Below are 13,525 nucleotides of genomic sequence, written 5' to 3' on the forward strand. Positions count from 1 at the left end.
CGCATGCGGAAAGTGGAACTGGGCCGGACCGGCGTGATGGTAACGGAAATCTGCCTTGGCACGATGACCTGGGGGACGCAAAATACCGAGGCCGAGGGCCATGCGCAGATTGATTGCGCGCTCGATCGGGGTGTGAATTTCATCGACACGGCAGAGGTTTACCCGGTCAACCCGATCAGCGCCGAGACCGTCGGGCGCACCGAGGAAATCATCGGCACTTGGTTTGCCAAAACCGGGCGGCGCAAGGAGGTGGTGCTCGCCACCAAGATCGCGGGCAATGGCATGAAGGCGGTGCGCGAGGGCGGGCCGATCTCGCCTCAGGAGATCCGCACCGCGGTCGAGGGCTCTCTGAAGCGGCTCCAGACCGACCACATCGACCTTTACCAGTTCCACTGGCCGAACCGCGGTGGCTATCATTTCCGCCAGAACTGGAAATATGACGCCACGAAGCAGCCCGGTAAGGCGGAGATCGAGGCGGATATGATCGCCTGCCTCGAAACCCTCGCGGCGCTGCGCGGCGAGGGCAAGATCGGCCATTTCGGGCTTTCGAACGAAAGCGCCTGGGGCACGATGCAATTTGCCCGCCTTGCGGACGCCGGGCATGGGCCGCGCGTCGCCGCGATCCAGAACGAATATTCGCTGATGTATCGGCTCCACGATACCGATCTGGCCGAGACCTGCGTGCATGAGGGGGTGACGCTGCTTGCCTATTCGCCGCTCGCCACCGGCATGCTGAGCGGCAAATATTCGGGCGGGGCGGTGCCGGAGCGCTCGCGCCGTTCGATCAACCGTGATCTCGGCGGGCGCTCGAACCCGCGCGCGTTTGACGTGGCCGATCTTTATGTCGGGCTTGCCCGCGAGGCGGGGCTCGACCCGGTGACGATGGCGATTGCCTGGGTGATGGGGCGGCCTTTCCCGGTGGTGCCGATCATCGGCGCAACTTCGGTGGCGCAGCTCGAAAAATCGCTCGACGCCGCGGGGAGAACGCTCGACAAGGCCCTCCTCGACGCAATCGACCGGGTGCATCATGCCCATCCGATGCCGTTCTGAACTCGCTCTCCTCGGGCTCGTTGCCCTGCTCGCTGCCTGCAAACCGGGGGGCGAGCCAGAGGCGGCGCTGCCCCCGGTGGGGGAGGCCGCGCTCGCGCAGCAACAGGCCCAATGCGAAAAGGATGGCGGCCAGTGGGCGCGGCTTGGCGGGGCGTTCACCTGTGTCCGGCGCACCAAGGATGCGGGCAAGGCGTGCCACACCGGCCTTGACTGCGACGGCGCCTGCCTCGCACGCTCGATGACCTGTGCGCCTGCGCGCCCGCTTCTGGGCTGCAACGAGGTGTTGTCCGAAACCGGGATCAGGGGGACCGAATGCATCGACTGAGCACAGCCGGGGCCGGGCTTTTGATGGCGGCGGCGCTTGCGGCCTGTTCCCCGCCCCCGCCGCTTTTGGCGCCCCTGCGCAATACTGGCGCGCGGATCTCTTCGGCGGCGCTTTTTGATCCGGCCCGCTTTGGCGGCGACTGGATCGTGGTGCAATCCGGTACGCCGGGCTGCATGGGGGCGAAGCAAAGCTGGATCTGGGACGCAAAGCACGGCCGCTATGATCTCACGGGCGTGGATTGCACCGGTCTTACCCCGAGCCGTCTCAATGGCGAGGCGGAGCTGACCGGGCCGGGCGGGCGGCTCAGCGCGATCAAGGGCTACGGTCAGGACGTGATCTGGGTACTCTGGTTCGATCAGGATTACCGGGTTGCCGCGCTTGGCACACCCTCAGGATCCTGGGGGGTGATCCTGGTGCGCCCCGGGCATGACCGGCTCGACCTGATCAATGCGGCGCGCGAAGTGATGGAATTCAACGGCTACGATACCAGCCGGATCGGCCCGTGATCGCGGCACGGCCGGCTATTTCAGCCGGGCGAAAGTCGCGCGCGGCCCGCGGTTGTCAAAAAACGGGATTGTCGCGGGCTCGGTTCCAGAGACCAGTTGCGCCTGCACCTCGGCCAGCACCACTTCGGTGATGAAAGGCAGGTTCAATTCGCGCGCCTGCGCGAGCGGCACCCATTGCAGAAGGCTCAGCTCGTCGCTTGCGCGGCTGAAATCATCGGGGTCGCAGGCAAGCGCGCGGGCCTCGGCGAGAAAGAACCGTGCATCGAAGCGACGTGGTCGGCCGGGCGGCGTGATGGCGCGGAAGATGAAGCGCAGCCCCGCAGCAGAGGGGCGATGGCCGGTGGCCGCAAAACCGGCCCAGTCTTCCGGGACCGGCCCCTCCCAGGCGCCGGGCTCCCCGAGGATCAGCCCGGTTTCCTCCCAAAGTTCGCGGATCGCCGCGGTCGCCAGCGCCGGGCCGATGCCGTCCGGGGCGTCTTGGGCGAGACGTCGCGCGGAAGCGTCGGGCAGGGGGGCCGCAAGGGGCACCACACTGTCGCCCGGATCGAGCGCACCGCCAGGGAAGACATGTTTCGAGGGCATGAAGGCGGCCGTTGCACCGCGCAGACCCATCAGCACGGCCGGTCCCTCGGAATGATCGCGGCGCAGCACGATCAGCGTCGCGGCATCGCGCAGAGCGGATTTGTCGATAGTCATGCGGCCTCGATCGGGCGGGGACGGTCGGGGCAAGCCTAGCGACGGCCCCGGTCGCTGAAAAGCCTGACCGCGCGTCACGGTGTCGTGAAGGGGCGACGGAATGGTGCGGCCGGGGCGTTTGGTCAGCACATACGGACAATGAACCGTGCGCGAACAGGAGAATAATGATGAAATCTGCTCTCACCAAAACGATGATCGCCGTGCTGGCGACGAGCGTAGCCCTGGGGGCGATGCCGGTGCTGGCGCAGGAGACCGCACCTGCCGCAGACGCCGCCAATCCGGCGCAAGCGGTGCCGCCCGCGGCGATGCCGGGCGGCCCCGGCCCGATGGGACCGCAAGGTGGAATGGGGATGGGCGGCATGGGTCCGCAAGACGGGATGGGGCCGATGGGCGGTTCGTTCGAGGGTCCGATGGGGCCGCTGGCCGACGGTTGGCCCGCCATTGATCTGAAAAGCCTCGACACAGATGGCGATGGCAAGGTGACGATGGCAGAGATTCAGGCCAGACGCGCCGAGATGGCGAAGGGGATTGACGCGGATGGCGATGGTCTTCTGAGCGCCGACGAACTGGTGGCAGCCGATCTCGCGCGCATCAAGAGCCGTATCGAGACACGGGTGCAGGCGCGGATTGCGGCGCAGGATATCGATGGCGATGGCAAACTCTCGGCGGCGGAACTTGCGAGCCCGCCGGTGCCGGTGCGGCTGTTCGAACGGCTCGACACCAATGACGATGGTGCGGTGAGTGCGGAGGAAATGGCGCAGGCGCCGCAAATGATGCCGCACCGCGGCCAGGACCGCGGCGGTCGTCCCGGCCCGCAGGGCATGGGGCCGATGGGTCAGGGGCCTCAGGGCATGGGGCCGCAGGGAATGGGGTCGATGGGCCCGGGCCAGAATGGCATTGGGCCCGCGGGAGACCAGGGGCCGGGCGGGGGCTGCGATGCCGCTGCGCGAGATCATCATCGCGGCTGGTTCAATTTCGGCAATTGACGCCGGAAGCGGGCGGCCCCGGGCATCCGGGGCCGGGCCGATGATTGCGATGCGGATCGATCCGCGCTAGGCCTGAGGCGATGGAGATGGCATTCGACGCGCAGAGCGAGCTTTCCGACGAGGCCCTGCTGGTGCTTTATGGCAACGGCGACGGGGCGGCGGCGCGCGCGCTCGTGACCCGGCTCGGGCCAATCGCCTATCGTGTCGCGCTGCGGATGCTGAACGATCGTGCCGAAGCCGAGGATCTCGCCCAGGAGGCGATGCTGCGGCTGTGGCGGATCGCGCCGGACTGGCGTTCGGGCGAGGCGAAACCCTCGACCTGGATCTACCGCGTCACCACCAACCTCGCCACAGACCGGCTGCGCAGGCGGCGCGGTCTGGGGCTCGACGAGGCGCCAGAAGTGGCCGACGGGGCGGCTTCGGCGCTCGACACGATGATCGAAACCGATCGCGCCTCGGCGCTGGAATGCGCTTTGGCGCAACTCCCTGCGCGGCAGCGTCAGGCGGTGGTGCTGCGCCATCTCGAGGGACTCTCGAACCCCGAGATCGCGGCGGCGATGGAGATCGGGGTCGAGGCTGTGGAAAGCCTGACCGCGCGTGGCAAGCGCGCCCTTGCGGCGCTTCTGGCGGGTCGGCGGGAGGAACTGGGGTATGGGCATGACTGAGATGAGTGACGAAGACGACATCCGGCTTGAAGATTTCTTTGCCCAGGCGCGCCAGGTGGCGCCCGAACCCGCGCCGGCCCTTCTGGCGCAAATGGCGCTTCAGGCCGAAGTGATTCTCGCCGAGCGGCAGGCGGCCACTGCCGCTGCGCGCGCCAAAGCGGCGGTGGCACCCCGGCGCGGGCTGCTGGCGACCCTTGCGGAGACGTTTGGCGGGTGGAGGGCGCTCGGCGGCATGGCGGGCGGCATGGCCACCGCCACCGTGGCCGGGCTCTGGATTGGCATCGCGCAGGCCCCGAACCTGATGCAATCGGCGGGGTTTGCGACCAACGGCACGAGCACGGCTGCGGTGAGCGAGACATCAAGCTATCTCAACGATGGCGATATTCTGGCGCTGGCACTGGTGGATTGAGAGGGCAGGCATGACGAACGACACGACCGGCGCACCGCAGCCCGCACCGGGGAAAAGCGCCGAGGGGCGGATGCGCGGCGGTGTGAAAGTGCTTTTCATCCTCTCGCTGACGCTCAACTTTCTGGTTCTGGGCGTCGTCGCCGGAGGGGTGATCGGCCATTTCCGGCATCCGCCGCCCCCCCCGGGGATGGAGCGCGGCAGCGGCGGGCCGGAGGCTTTCGCCTTCGGGCCGCTCGCCGGGGCCTTCACCCGCGAGGACCGGCAGGCGATGCGCCGCAGCGCCGAGGGCGCGGGCAGCGATCTGGCGGGGATGCGCGCGCAGATGCAGTCCGATTTCGCGCAACTCGATGCTGCGCTTCGGGCGCAGCCCTATGATGAGGTGAAATTGCAGGCCGTGCTTGCCGAGATGCGCGCCCGCTCGCAAGCGCGGATTGATCTGGGCGAACAGGTGATGCTGCGCCGGATCGCGGCGATGAACGATGCCGAGCGCGCCGCCTTTGCCGACCGGATGCAGAAGGGTGTCGAACGGTTTCAGCACCGCTTTGACGAGCGGCACGGACAACGGCCGGAAGGGGGAAGGCCCGGGGAAGACAGACCCGGTGACGCCGGCCCCGGATACGGTCAGCCGGGCCGCGCCGGAAACTGAGCCGACAGGGCGCGGCGGGGCCGGTCAGGCCGCGCCGCGCTGGAACACGGTCACTTGATTGCGGCCCTCGGCCTTGGAGCCCAGGAGCGCGCGGTCGGCCTGATGGATCAGCTGCTCGATCGCTTCGGGCTCGGAGCCCAGATTGCTCGTGCCCCCGCCGATCGCGAGGCCAATCGACACGGTGATGTCGAGGCGCAGTCCGCCGGGCAGATTGAAGGGCGTTTCCTCGATCATCCGGCAAAGCCGTTCGGCGGCGATCCGCGCCGCCTCGAGCGTCGTTTCCGGCATTGCCACCAAAAATTCCTCGCCGCCGATCCGCGCCACCAGATCGACCTGTCGCAGATTCATTGTCAGCCGCCGCGCCACCTCGACCAGAACGGCATCGCCAGCGGGATGGCCATAGGTGTCATTGACCGATTTGAAGCGGTCCAGATCGAGCGCCATCAATGCGAAACTGCGCCCCGAAAGCCGCGAGCGCTCCGCCAGCCGCGCCAGATGCGGCATCGCGTAGCGGCGGTTGTAAAGCCCGGTGAGCGGATCGACCAGCGCGAGCCTCAGCCCGTCGGCCACCCGTTCGCGCTGCCGGTCGTGGCGGCGCTTGCGCGCGATCTGGGCGCGTAGCCTGAGCGCCGCCTCTTCAGCCAAAGCGGGCTCGGTGAGCCGCCCGGGCGTGACATCGGAGGCGCCGAGATCGAGCGCCACGGCCGAGGTTTCGCGTGCCGCCTCGGGCACGCCGATGCAGATCACCGCATGGCGCGAGCCGGTGCGCGAGCGCAGCTCGGACATCAGCCGCAGCCCCTCACCCGGGCGGGTCAAATCGGCGGCGATCACATAGGCATCAAGGGGCGGGCTCTCGGCCGCGGCCGAAAGCGCTCCCTGATAATCGAGCACCCGCAGCGTATCCTGCGGCAAGAACCGCGCCATCGCATTTTTCCAGCTGACGCAGGTTTCACGATCCGGCGCGACGAGGCCGATGCGGGCGGGCGGCTCGATGGCCGGGGCCGCCGCCTCGGCAAACCCGAGATCCTGACAGGTGGTTTCGCGCAGCCGCAGTTCCTCGTCGGTCTCGCGCATCCGCATCAGCGCGCGCAGCCGGGCGAGCAGCGTCAACTCCTCGAACGGTTTGACGATGAAATCATCGGCCCCCATCCGCAGCGCCTCAAGGCGCAGTTCGGGTGTGGGAAAGGCGGTGACGACGATCACCGGGAGATGACGGCTGGCCGGATCGGCTTTCAGCCGGCGGCACACGTCCAGACCGCTCATGTCGGGCAGCTGCACGTCGAGAAGCACGAGATCAGGGCTCTCCTGCGCGACCATGCGCAGAGCCGCCGCCCCGGTGCCGGCCTGAATCGTCTCGTATCGGGCGCCCGCAAGCTTGACCTTCAACACGATCCGATTGGTCGCGACATCGTCCACGATCAGGACTTTCCCTGCCATGAACTTTCTGCTCCTTCCACCTGCTCGTTATGATGTCTATCATTGCTTAGGAAAGGTTAACAAATCCTTTAACATTGCGAAGGGGCAGTGGTTTGGAACGCGATTCGGCACAAATTCTTGCGATCAGGGCCCTGGGCTGGATGGCCGGAGAGCCTCCTGTCTGGGACGCGTTCCTGGCTGCGAGCGGGGCGGATGCAGGCCAGGTGCGCGCCGAGGCGGGCCAGCCGCAGATGCAGCGCGCGGCGCTTTCCCATGTGATGCGGGAGGATGACTGGGTGCGCGCCTGTGCGGCCGCGCTCGGTGTGCCGCCCGAAGACCTCGCTATGGCGGCGGCGCTGCTTGAGGGCCCGGGCGGCCGGAACTGGACCTGAGGGGGCGTGATGACGGATATTGTCGCGATCCTCTTTGACAAGGATGGCACGCTTTTCGATTTCGAGGCGACCTGGGGGGCCTGGGCGCGCGGGCTGATGGCGGATCTGGCCAGTGGCGATGCGGCGCAGATCGGGCTGCTTGCGGACGCGATCGGGTATGATCTTGTGGCGCAGCGGTTTGCGCCCCGGTCACCGGTGATTGCCGGGACGGTCGCGCAGGCCGCAGCCTTGATGCTGCCGTACCTGCCGGGGCGGGAGCTGGGCGAGCTTGTGGTGACACTCGATGCCGCGGCGCTGCGCGCCCCGCAGGTGCCTGCGGTCGATCTGCCGCGCTGTCTGGGCGGGCTGCGCGCATCCGGGTTCCGGCTTGGCGTGGCGACGAATGACAGCGAGGCCTCGGCGCGCCACCAGCTTGCGCGGGCAGGCGTTGAAACGCTGTTCGACTTCGTCGCGGGCTACGACAGCGGCTTTGGTGCGAAACCCGAGCCGGGCCCGCTGCTGGCCTTTGCCGCGCGGCTGGGCGTGGCTCCGGAGCAGGTGGCAATGGTGGGCGACAGCCTGCATGATCTTGCCGCCGCCCGCGCCGCCGGCATGCTGGCTGTCGCGGTTCTGACCGGCCCCGCAACGCGCGAGACGCTGGCCCCCGCCGCAGATCTGGTGCTTGAGACGATCGACGGGCTCGCCCCCTGGATCGCCGGTTCCCCACAGGTCTGAACCCGCTGGCATACCGGCGCCGTCGGCGCTAGCCTGCCGCAACGGCAGGAGAACACTATGACGGAACGGCTCATTTTCATTTTCATCGGCCTTGTCGGCGGGCTCGCCTTCTGGGGGCTCACCGAGGCGCCCGAGGTGTTCCGGGCGGCGTTCCTCTGGCTGCCGCTTTGCGTCGCTGCGGCGGCGTTCTTCTTTGCGCTGCTGTCGATGCTCTCCGATCTCGGGCTGCGCCGGGCGCTGTTGCTGGCGGCGGGCATCGCGCTTGTGACGGCCGCGCTCTCTGCGCTTGAACGGAGCGCTTTCGCGAACGCGGCGCAGATGCTCGACACCGGCCACAACCTTGCGGCGCTGATCGTGCTCGGCACGCTTCCGGTGCCCTTTGCGCTCGCTTTCGGGCGCGAGGGGCGGCATGGGCTCACCGATTACCGCATTCTCTTCATGGAGAGCTGGAACATTGTTGTGCGCCAGCTTGCCGCCTGGCTTTTCGTCGGCGTGGTTTTTGCGGTGCTCTGGTTGATGGGAGCGCTGCTCGATCTCGTGGGCGTGCATCTGCTCAGTGCCCTTCTCCAGCAGGGGCTGGCGGTCTGGCTGATCCTCGGCGCCACCCTCGGGCTCGGCCTCTCGGTGGTGACGGAGATGTCCGACATGGTCTCGCCCTATCTTCTGCTGCGGTTCTTGCGACTGCTGACCCCGCTCGTGCTGGCCGTGGTGACGGTCTTCCTCGCCGCGCTGCCCCTGCGCGGCCTCGGCCATCTCTTTGGCGCGCTCTCGGCGGCCTCGGCGCTTCTTGCGACGGCGCTGGCGGTGATCGGGCTCGTATCGGTGGTGGTCGATCAGGACGAGATCGAGGAGGCGCATGCGCCGGTGCTGACCTGGTCGGCGCGCGGCCTCATGCTTTTGCTGCCAGCGCTGGCAGGGCTTGCGATCTGGGCGCTGGCCGAACGGGTGCGCCAATACGGCTGGACGCCGGACCGGGTGGCGGCAACGGCGCTCGCCGGGGTGGTGGCGGGCTATGCGCTAGGCTATCTGGGCGCGCTTTTGTCGGGGCGGCGCTGGATGGAGAAGCTGCGTCAGGCCAATGTGGCGATGGCCTTCGCGATGATCGGGCTCGCCGCGCTCTGGCTCACGCCGCTGATTTCGCCGGAACGGATCGCAGCGCAGGGGCAGCTCGCCCGCTTCGCCGCGGGAACCGTGCAAGCCGGGGCTTTGCCGCTTTGGGAGATGGCGCATGACTGGGGCCGACCCGGGGCTGCGGCGCTCGCGGATCTGCGCAAGGAGGCCTCGCAGGATGGTGCGCTCGCGGGCCGGCTGGCCCAGCTCGATGCCGCCGAAAACCGCTTCAGCTTCGCGCGTGCGGCGGCCCCGGCTTCCGTTCCCGTAACCTGGCCCGCGGGGCTTGTGCTCTGGCCCGCGGGCGAAGCGCTGCCCGAGGGGCTTGAGGCCGCGCTGCTTGCCGCGCTCGAACCCACAGAGCAGGCGCAATGCGCCGCCCCCGCCGGGGCCGGGGCCGTGCCGTCCTGCGCGCTGGTTCTGGCAGATCTGAGCCCGGTGGCGCCCGGGCCGGAGGCGGTGCTTTTGCGCGCTGCGGAATGGGGCGCGCCGAGCGTGTTCGTGAAGGGGCCGAAAGGCTGGAAACGGGTTGCGGCGCGGCTTCTGGGCGCGGGCACGGCGCCCAGCGGGACCGATCTGATCACCGCGCTCGAAGCGGGCTCGGTGGCGCCGGTTCCCGTCGACCTTCGGGCACTGCAGGCGGGCGCCTGGCAGATCATCGTGCTGCCGCAATAAGCCGCGCATGCGACCTGCGTGGCCCGACCGACCCTGCCGGCCCGCGCACACTGAAAAAAACGGGCCGTGTGGGAGAATCCGCTTCGCTCCCCGGTGCCTCTTCGTGCTTTCTTAACAGCCGAACCTCTAGGCTGCGCGCGTGGAGGTCGCATGCTCGGTGTTGTCAATAAATCTATCCAATCCTTTTTGAGCTCCCATTACGGGGGGCATGTCTGGCGTGAGGTGGCCGAGCGCAGCAACGTCGACCCGGCAGGGTTCGAGGCGATGCTGAGCTATGACGACCGTCTTACCGAGGCGCTGCTCGACGCGGCTGAAGCGGTGCTGGAGACACCGCGGGCGATGATCCTCGAAGATATCGGGGCCTGGCTTGCGATGACCGAACCGATGCGGCGGCTGTTGCGCTTTGGCGGCGCGGATTACTGGGACTTTCTGTTTTCCCTCGATGAACTGCCCGGCCGCGGGCTGATGGCACTGCCCGGGCTTGGCCTGCCCGAGCTGATGCTGGCGACCGAGGCGCAGGGCCGGTTCACGCTCTCCGTGAAGGGCGCGATGCCGGGCTGGGGCGCGGTTATGGCGGGGCTCATGCGCGCGATGGCGGATGATTACGGTGCGCTCGTGCTGATCGATGCGAGCGGGCGCAGCGGTCCGGTGGAACGGGTCTCGGTGACGCTGCTCGATATGGCCTTTGCCGAGGCACGGCATTTCGATCTGGCCCTGCCGGCGGGAGTTTTGCGCCATGACCTTGCTTGATCCGAAGGGCCCGGTGCTGCCCGGCGCCCCCGAATTGCAGCTGACCCTCACCCCTGCGGTGCTGGGGCGACTGATGCCGCTGTTCCTCTGGCTGGACCGGCGCGGCCGGATTCAGGCGATGGGGCCGACGCTGGCGAAGATTGTCGGATCCGAGGCGCTGGGCACAAGCTATGCGCGCCATTTCACGTTGCGGCGCGCGCGCGGGCGTGATCTTGGCCCGGAATCGCTCGCGGACGGCCGGCATATCGCGGTGACGCTGGTGCGTCATCCCGGCTTCAACCTGCGCGGCACGGCCGTGGAACTGCCGGGCGCGGCGCAACCGGGGGCCCTGCTCGTCAATCTCTCCTTCGGGATCCACCTTTCGGAAGCGGTGCGGTTCTTCGGGCTGACCGAACAGGATTTCGCGGCTTCCGAGCTGGCGATCGAATTTCTCTTCCTCGCCGAGGCGAAGACCGCGGTACTGAACGAATTGCAGGCGCTGACGCGGCGGCTTGAGGAGGCGCGGCGCGAAGCCGAGAGCGAGGCGCTCAGCGATCCGCTCACCGGCCTGCCGAACCGGCGTGCCTTCGATGCCGCGCTCGACCGCGCGGTAAAGCTGCTCGCACGTGGTGGGCGCAGCTTTGCGCTTCTTCATCTCGATCTCGATTTCTTCAAGCAGGTCAACGACAATCTTGGCCATGCCGCAGGTGATACGGTGCTGATCCGCGTGGCGCAGGTGCTGGCGGAGGAGACCCGGCGCGGCGATATGGTGGCGCGGGTCGGCGGCGACGAGTTCATGCTCATTCTGCGCGGGCCGATCGACGAGCGGCGCGTCGCCGCCTTCGCAGAGCGGCTGATCGCCCGGCTTGAGGAGCCGATCTTCTATGATGGCCGGCCCTGCTGCGTGTCCGCTTCGATCGGTGCGGTGATCGGCGCCGATGGCGCGGGCGCGGTGGCCGACCGGATGCTCGCCGACGCCGATTCGGCGCTTTACCGCTCCAAGCGCGCCGGGCGAGGGCGCTGCACTGTCTGCGCGGAGTGAGCGAGGGCGCGTCGCTGCGTCCCGTCACCCGAGCGTCACATGCCGGTGGCGCGGGGCCTGCCGATCGGATAGGGCAGGGGCATGAGACAGGGCTTTCCCATTGCCATGCGCGGCCAGCGCATCGGCCTTCTGGGCGGATCGTTCGATCCCGCCCATGAAGGTCATGCGCATATCACCCGCGAGGCGTTGCGCCGGTTCGGGCTCGACCGGGTCTGGTGGCTCGTCTCGCCGGGCAATCCGCTGAAAGCGCGCGGCCCGGCGCCAATGGCGACGCGGCTGAGGCAGGCGCGCCGGGTGATGCGCGATCCGAAAGTGGTGGTGAGCGGTCTTGAGGCCGAGCTCGGTACGCGCCACACAGCGCAAACGCTGGCGCGACTCACCGCGCTTTATCCGGGGGTGCAGTTCGTCTGGCTGATGGGGGCCGACAATCTGGCGCAATTCGACCGCTGGGAGGGCTGGCGCCGGATTCTGGCTCTGGTGCCGGTGGGGGTGCTGGCGCGCCCCGGGCACCGGATGGTGGCGGGGCAGGCGCGCGCCGCACGGATCTTTGCGCACGCAAGGCTCGATGCGGGCCGGGCGCGGCTCTTGCCTTTCGCGCGCCGTCCTGCATGGTGCTTCGTGCAGATGCCGATGTCGGACCTCTCCTCTTCCGCGATCCGCGCGGGGGGCGGCTGGCGCGGCCGGTGAGGGCGCACGACGGGGACGGACCATGAAGCTGACGCGGCGGAGCATTCTGTGCGGGGGTGCGGTTGCGGGGATGACGGCGCTGGCTGCGCCACGGCTTGCGCGGGCTGAGGCGCAGGCGCTGCGCCCGCTCTCCGGGGCGGAACTTGTCGCGGCGGCGCAGCTTGGCGGCGAGGTGGGCTATCTGGTAGCCGATGCCCGCACCGGGCTCGTGCTCGAGGCGATGAATGCGGATCGGGCAATGGCGCCCGCCTCCACGGCAAAAACGATCACCACACTTTATGCGCTTGAAACGCTTGGATCTTCCTATCGTTTTGTCACCCGGCTGCTGGCAACGGGGCCGGTGAGCGGGGGCGTTTTGCGGGGCGATCTGATCCTTGCTGGCGGCGGTGATCCGACGCTCGACACCGACGGGCTCGCCGATCTGGCCGCCCAGCTCGTGCGCGCGGGCGTGCGCGGGCTCACCGGGCGGTTCTACACTTGGGGCGGTGCGCTGCCCTATGCCGCCGAAATTGCCGCCGACCAGCCCGTCCATGTGGGCTACAACCCGTCGATTTCCGGGCTGATCCTGAATTACAATCGGGTGCATTTCCGCTGGAAACGCGGTCAGGGCGGCTATGCGCTGGGGATGGAGGCCTGGTCGGAGAAATACCAGCCCACGGCCTATACGATCGACGCCGCGCTCGCAAACCGTTCGACGCCGCTCTTCGGCTACCGGCAGACGGGGGGGAAAGAGCACTGGACGGTTGCATCGGGGGGGCTGAACAAGGCGGGAAGCCTCTGGTTGCCGGTGCGCCTGCCCGATGCTTACGCGGGCGATGTGTTCCAGACACTGGCGCGGGCGCAGGGCTGTGCGCTGCCCGCGCCCGAACCCCTGCGCGGGCTGCCTGCCGGTGCGCAAATGATCGCCGCGCGGCAATCGTCAGAGCTTCCGGTGATCCTGCGCTCGATGCTCAAATATTCCACCAACATCACCGCCGAGGCGGTGGGGATGACCGCGAGCGCGGCGCGCGGGGCCAATGCGGCGCGCGGCGCTTCGGGCGCGGCGATGAGCGCCTGGCTCGCGGCCAAGCTTGGGGGGGGCAAGGCGCGGTTTGTCGATCATTCGGGGCTTGGGGCCGAGGACCGGATCTCGGCGCTCGAGATGGTGCGCGCTGTGACCCTGCTTGGTCCGAAGGCGGGGCTGCGAGGATTGATGAAGCCCTTCGGGCTGCGCGATAGCGCGGGGCGCACGGTTGAGGTGCCGGGGCTGCGCGTCGACGCCAAGACCGGCACGCTGAATTTCGTCTCGACGCTGACGGGGTTCATCACGGCGCCTGACGGCACCGAGCTCACCTTTGCGATTTTCACCGGCGATCTGGCGCGCCGCGCGCGCTCGCAAAGCAGCGGCGAGCCCGAAGGGTCACGAACCTGGGTGCGGCGGTCAAAAGTGCTGCAAAGCCAGTTGATCACGCGCTGGGCCGCGCTTTACGGCTGACGC

The 13,525-nt window shown here is 68.4% G+C and carries 16 protein-coding genes; 14 read left to right on the forward strand and 2 right to left on the reverse strand.

Going from position 1 to position 13,525, the window contains the following annotated elements:
• The first annotated feature begins 3 nt into the window (after positions 1–3).
• The 3 genes from CRO22_RS07080 to CRO22_RS07090 are packed head-to-tail and all read left to right on the forward strand — an operon-like array spanning position 4 to position 1,881.
• Positions 4–1,050 carry an aldo/keto reductase gene (locus CRO22_RS07080; RefSeq protein ID WP_097069427.1) on the forward strand — a complete coding sequence of 349 codons (1,047 nt, stop codon included), beginning with the start codon at positions 4–6 and terminating at the stop codon, positions 1,048–1,050.
• Positions 1,028–1,375: a hypothetical protein gene (locus tag CRO22_RS07085; RefSeq protein WP_097069428.1), complete on the forward strand. Its 348-nt coding sequence runs from the start codon at positions 1,028–1,030 to the stop codon at positions 1,373–1,375. Before CRO22_RS07080 ends, CRO22_RS07085 begins: the two co-directional genes overlap by 23 nt.
• A complete protein-coding gene (locus CRO22_RS07090) occupies positions 1,363–1,881 on the forward strand; it encodes a lipocalin/fatty acid-binding family protein (protein ID WP_097069429.1) in 519 nt (172 codons plus the stop codon). Before CRO22_RS07085 ends, CRO22_RS07090 begins: the two co-directional genes overlap by 13 nt.
• 15 nt (positions 1,882–1,896) lie before the next feature.
• On the opposite strand, the gene CRO22_RS07095 is transcribed toward CRO22_RS07090, so the two are convergent.
• Entirely contained in the window at positions 1,897–2,577 is a 681-nt protein-coding gene (locus tag CRO22_RS07095; RefSeq protein ID WP_097069430.1) for an NUDIX hydrolase, read from the reverse strand.
• A gap of 167 nt (positions 2,578–2,744) precedes the next feature.
• On the opposite strand from CRO22_RS07095, the gene CRO22_RS18815 reads away from it, so the two are divergent.
• The 4 genes from CRO22_RS18815 (at position 2,745) to CRO22_RS07115 (ending at position 5,283) form a co-directional block, all read left to right on the forward strand.
• The gene (locus tag CRO22_RS18815) at positions 2,745–3,563 is read left to right on the forward strand and encodes an EF-hand domain-containing protein (RefSeq protein WP_245860908.1); all 819 of its coding nucleotides are present in this window, start codon (positions 2,745–2,747) and stop codon (positions 3,561–3,563) included.
• Positions 3,564–3,643: 80 nt separating this feature from the next.
• Positions 3,644–4,228 (forward strand): RNA polymerase sigma factor, encoded by a 585-nt coding sequence (locus CRO22_RS07105; protein ID WP_097069431.1) that lies wholly within the window; start codon positions 3,644–3,646, stop codon positions 4,226–4,228.
• The gene (locus CRO22_RS07110; RefSeq protein ID WP_141399423.1) at positions 4,221–4,637 is read left to right on the forward strand and encodes a hypothetical protein; all 417 of its coding nucleotides are present in this window, start codon (positions 4,221–4,223) and stop codon (positions 4,635–4,637) included. Before CRO22_RS07105 ends, CRO22_RS07110 begins: the two co-directional genes overlap by 8 nt.
• 10 nt (positions 4,638–4,647) lie before the next feature.
• The gene (locus tag CRO22_RS07115) at positions 4,648–5,283 is read left to right on the forward strand and encodes a periplasmic heavy metal sensor (RefSeq protein ID WP_176518573.1); all 636 of its coding nucleotides are present in this window, start codon (positions 4,648–4,650) and stop codon (positions 5,281–5,283) included.
• A 24-nt stretch (positions 5,284–5,307) separates the two neighbouring features.
• On the opposite strand, the gene CRO22_RS07120 is transcribed toward CRO22_RS07115, so the two are convergent.
• The gene (locus CRO22_RS07120; RefSeq protein ID WP_097069434.1) at positions 5,308–6,720 is read right to left on the reverse strand and encodes a diguanylate cyclase; all 1,413 of its coding nucleotides are present in this window, start codon (positions 6,718–6,720) and stop codon (positions 5,308–5,310) included.
• A 92-nt stretch (positions 6,721–6,812) separates the two neighbouring features.
• Between CRO22_RS07120 and CRO22_RS07125 the strand changes: the two genes are divergently transcribed.
• The 7 genes from CRO22_RS07125 (at position 6,813) to dacB (ending at position 13,522) form a co-directional block, all read left to right on the forward strand.
• Positions 6,813–7,091, forward strand: a complete 279-nt coding sequence (locus CRO22_RS07125) for a DUF3572 domain-containing protein (RefSeq protein ID WP_097069435.1) — start codon at positions 6,813–6,815, stop codon at positions 7,089–7,091.
• Between the two features lie 9 nt (positions 7,092–7,100).
• Positions 7,101–7,805: an HAD family hydrolase gene (locus CRO22_RS07130; protein ID WP_097069436.1), complete on the forward strand. Its 705-nt coding sequence runs from the start codon at positions 7,101–7,103 to the stop codon at positions 7,803–7,805.
• 57 nt (positions 7,806–7,862) lie between these two features.
• Positions 7,863–9,590, forward strand: coding sequence for a DUF4153 domain-containing protein (locus CRO22_RS07135; RefSeq protein ID WP_097069437.1), 1,728 nt, complete (start codon positions 7,863–7,865; stop codon positions 9,588–9,590).
• Between the two features lie 150 nt (positions 9,591–9,740).
• The gene (locus CRO22_RS07140; RefSeq protein WP_097069438.1) at positions 9,741–10,340 is read left to right on the forward strand and encodes a heme NO-binding domain-containing protein; all 600 of its coding nucleotides are present in this window, start codon (positions 9,741–9,743) and stop codon (positions 10,338–10,340) included.
• Positions 10,327–11,361: a GGDEF domain-containing protein gene (locus tag CRO22_RS07145; protein WP_097069439.1), complete on the forward strand. Its 1,035-nt coding sequence runs from the start codon at positions 10,327–10,329 to the stop codon at positions 11,359–11,361. Before CRO22_RS07140 ends, CRO22_RS07145 begins: the two co-directional genes overlap by 14 nt.
• Positions 11,362–11,442: 81 nt before the next feature.
• The gene (locus CRO22_RS07150) at positions 11,443–12,048 is read left to right on the forward strand and encodes a nicotinate-nucleotide adenylyltransferase (RefSeq protein ID WP_097069440.1); all 606 of its coding nucleotides are present in this window, start codon (positions 11,443–11,445) and stop codon (positions 12,046–12,048) included.
• A 22-nt stretch (positions 12,049–12,070) separates the two neighbouring features.
• Entirely contained in the window at positions 12,071–13,522 is a 1,452-nt protein-coding gene (dacB, locus tag CRO22_RS07155) for a D-alanyl-D-alanine carboxypeptidase/D-alanyl-D-alanine endopeptidase (RefSeq protein WP_097069441.1), read from the forward strand.
• Positions 13,523–13,525 lie beyond the last annotated feature (3 nt).

It is taken from the genome of Rhodobacter maris (assembly GCF_900217815.1).
Classification (GTDB): domain Bacteria; phylum Pseudomonadota; class Alphaproteobacteria; order Rhodobacterales; family Rhodobacteraceae; genus Rhodobacter; species Rhodobacter maris.

Excerpts from the sequence above, each read along its gene's own strand:
- CRO22_RS07085 (WP_097069428.1), top strand. The coding sequence starts at position 1,028 with ATGCCCATCCGATGCCGTTCTGAACTCGCTCTCCTCGGGCTCGTTGCC.
- CRO22_RS07105 (WP_097069431.1), top strand. The coding sequence starts at position 3,644 with ATGGAGATGGCATTCGACGCGCAGAGCGAGCTTTCCGACGAGGCCCTG.
- CRO22_RS07140 (WP_097069438.1), top strand. The coding sequence starts at position 9,741 with ATGCTCGGTGTTGTCAATAAATCTATCCAATCCTTTTTGAGCTCCCAT.
- CRO22_RS07115 (WP_176518573.1), top strand. The coding sequence starts at position 4,648 with ATGACGAACGACACGACCGGCGCACCGCAGCCCGCACCGGGGAAAAGC.
- CRO22_RS07095 (WP_097069430.1), bottom strand. The coding sequence starts at position 2,577 with ATGACTATCGACAAATCCGCTCTGCGCGATGCCGCGACGCTGATCGTG.
- CRO22_RS07150 (WP_097069440.1), top strand. The coding sequence starts at position 11,443 with ATGAGACAGGGCTTTCCCATTGCCATGCGCGGCCAGCGCATCGGCCTT.
- CRO22_RS07080 (WP_097069427.1), top strand. The coding sequence starts at position 4 with ATGCGGAAAGTGGAACTGGGCCGGACCGGCGTGATGGTAACGGAAATC.
- CRO22_RS07145 (WP_097069439.1), top strand. The coding sequence starts at position 10,327 with ATGACCTTGCTTGATCCGAAGGGCCCGGTGCTGCCCGGCGCCCCCGAA.
- CRO22_RS07135 (WP_097069437.1), top strand. The coding sequence starts at position 7,863 with ATGACGGAACGGCTCATTTTCATTTTCATCGGCCTTGTCGGCGGGCTC.
- CRO22_RS07120 (WP_097069434.1), bottom strand. The coding sequence starts at position 6,720 with ATGGCAGGGAAAGTCCTGATCGTGGACGATGTCGCGACCAATCGGATC.
- CRO22_RS07110 (WP_141399423.1), top strand. The coding sequence starts at position 4,221 with ATGACTGAGATGAGTGACGAAGACGACATCCGGCTTGAAGATTTCTTT.
- CRO22_RS07130 (WP_097069436.1), top strand. The coding sequence starts at position 7,101 with ATGACGGATATTGTCGCGATCCTCTTTGACAAGGATGGCACGCTTTTC.
- CRO22_RS07090 (WP_097069429.1), top strand. The coding sequence starts at position 1,363 with ATGCATCGACTGAGCACAGCCGGGGCCGGGCTTTTGATGGCGGCGGCG.
- dacB (WP_097069441.1), top strand. The coding sequence starts at position 12,071 with ATGAAGCTGACGCGGCGGAGCATTCTGTGCGGGGGTGCGGTTGCGGGG.
- CRO22_RS18815 (WP_245860908.1), top strand. The coding sequence starts at position 2,745 with ATGAAATCTGCTCTCACCAAAACGATGATCGCCGTGCTGGCGACGAGC.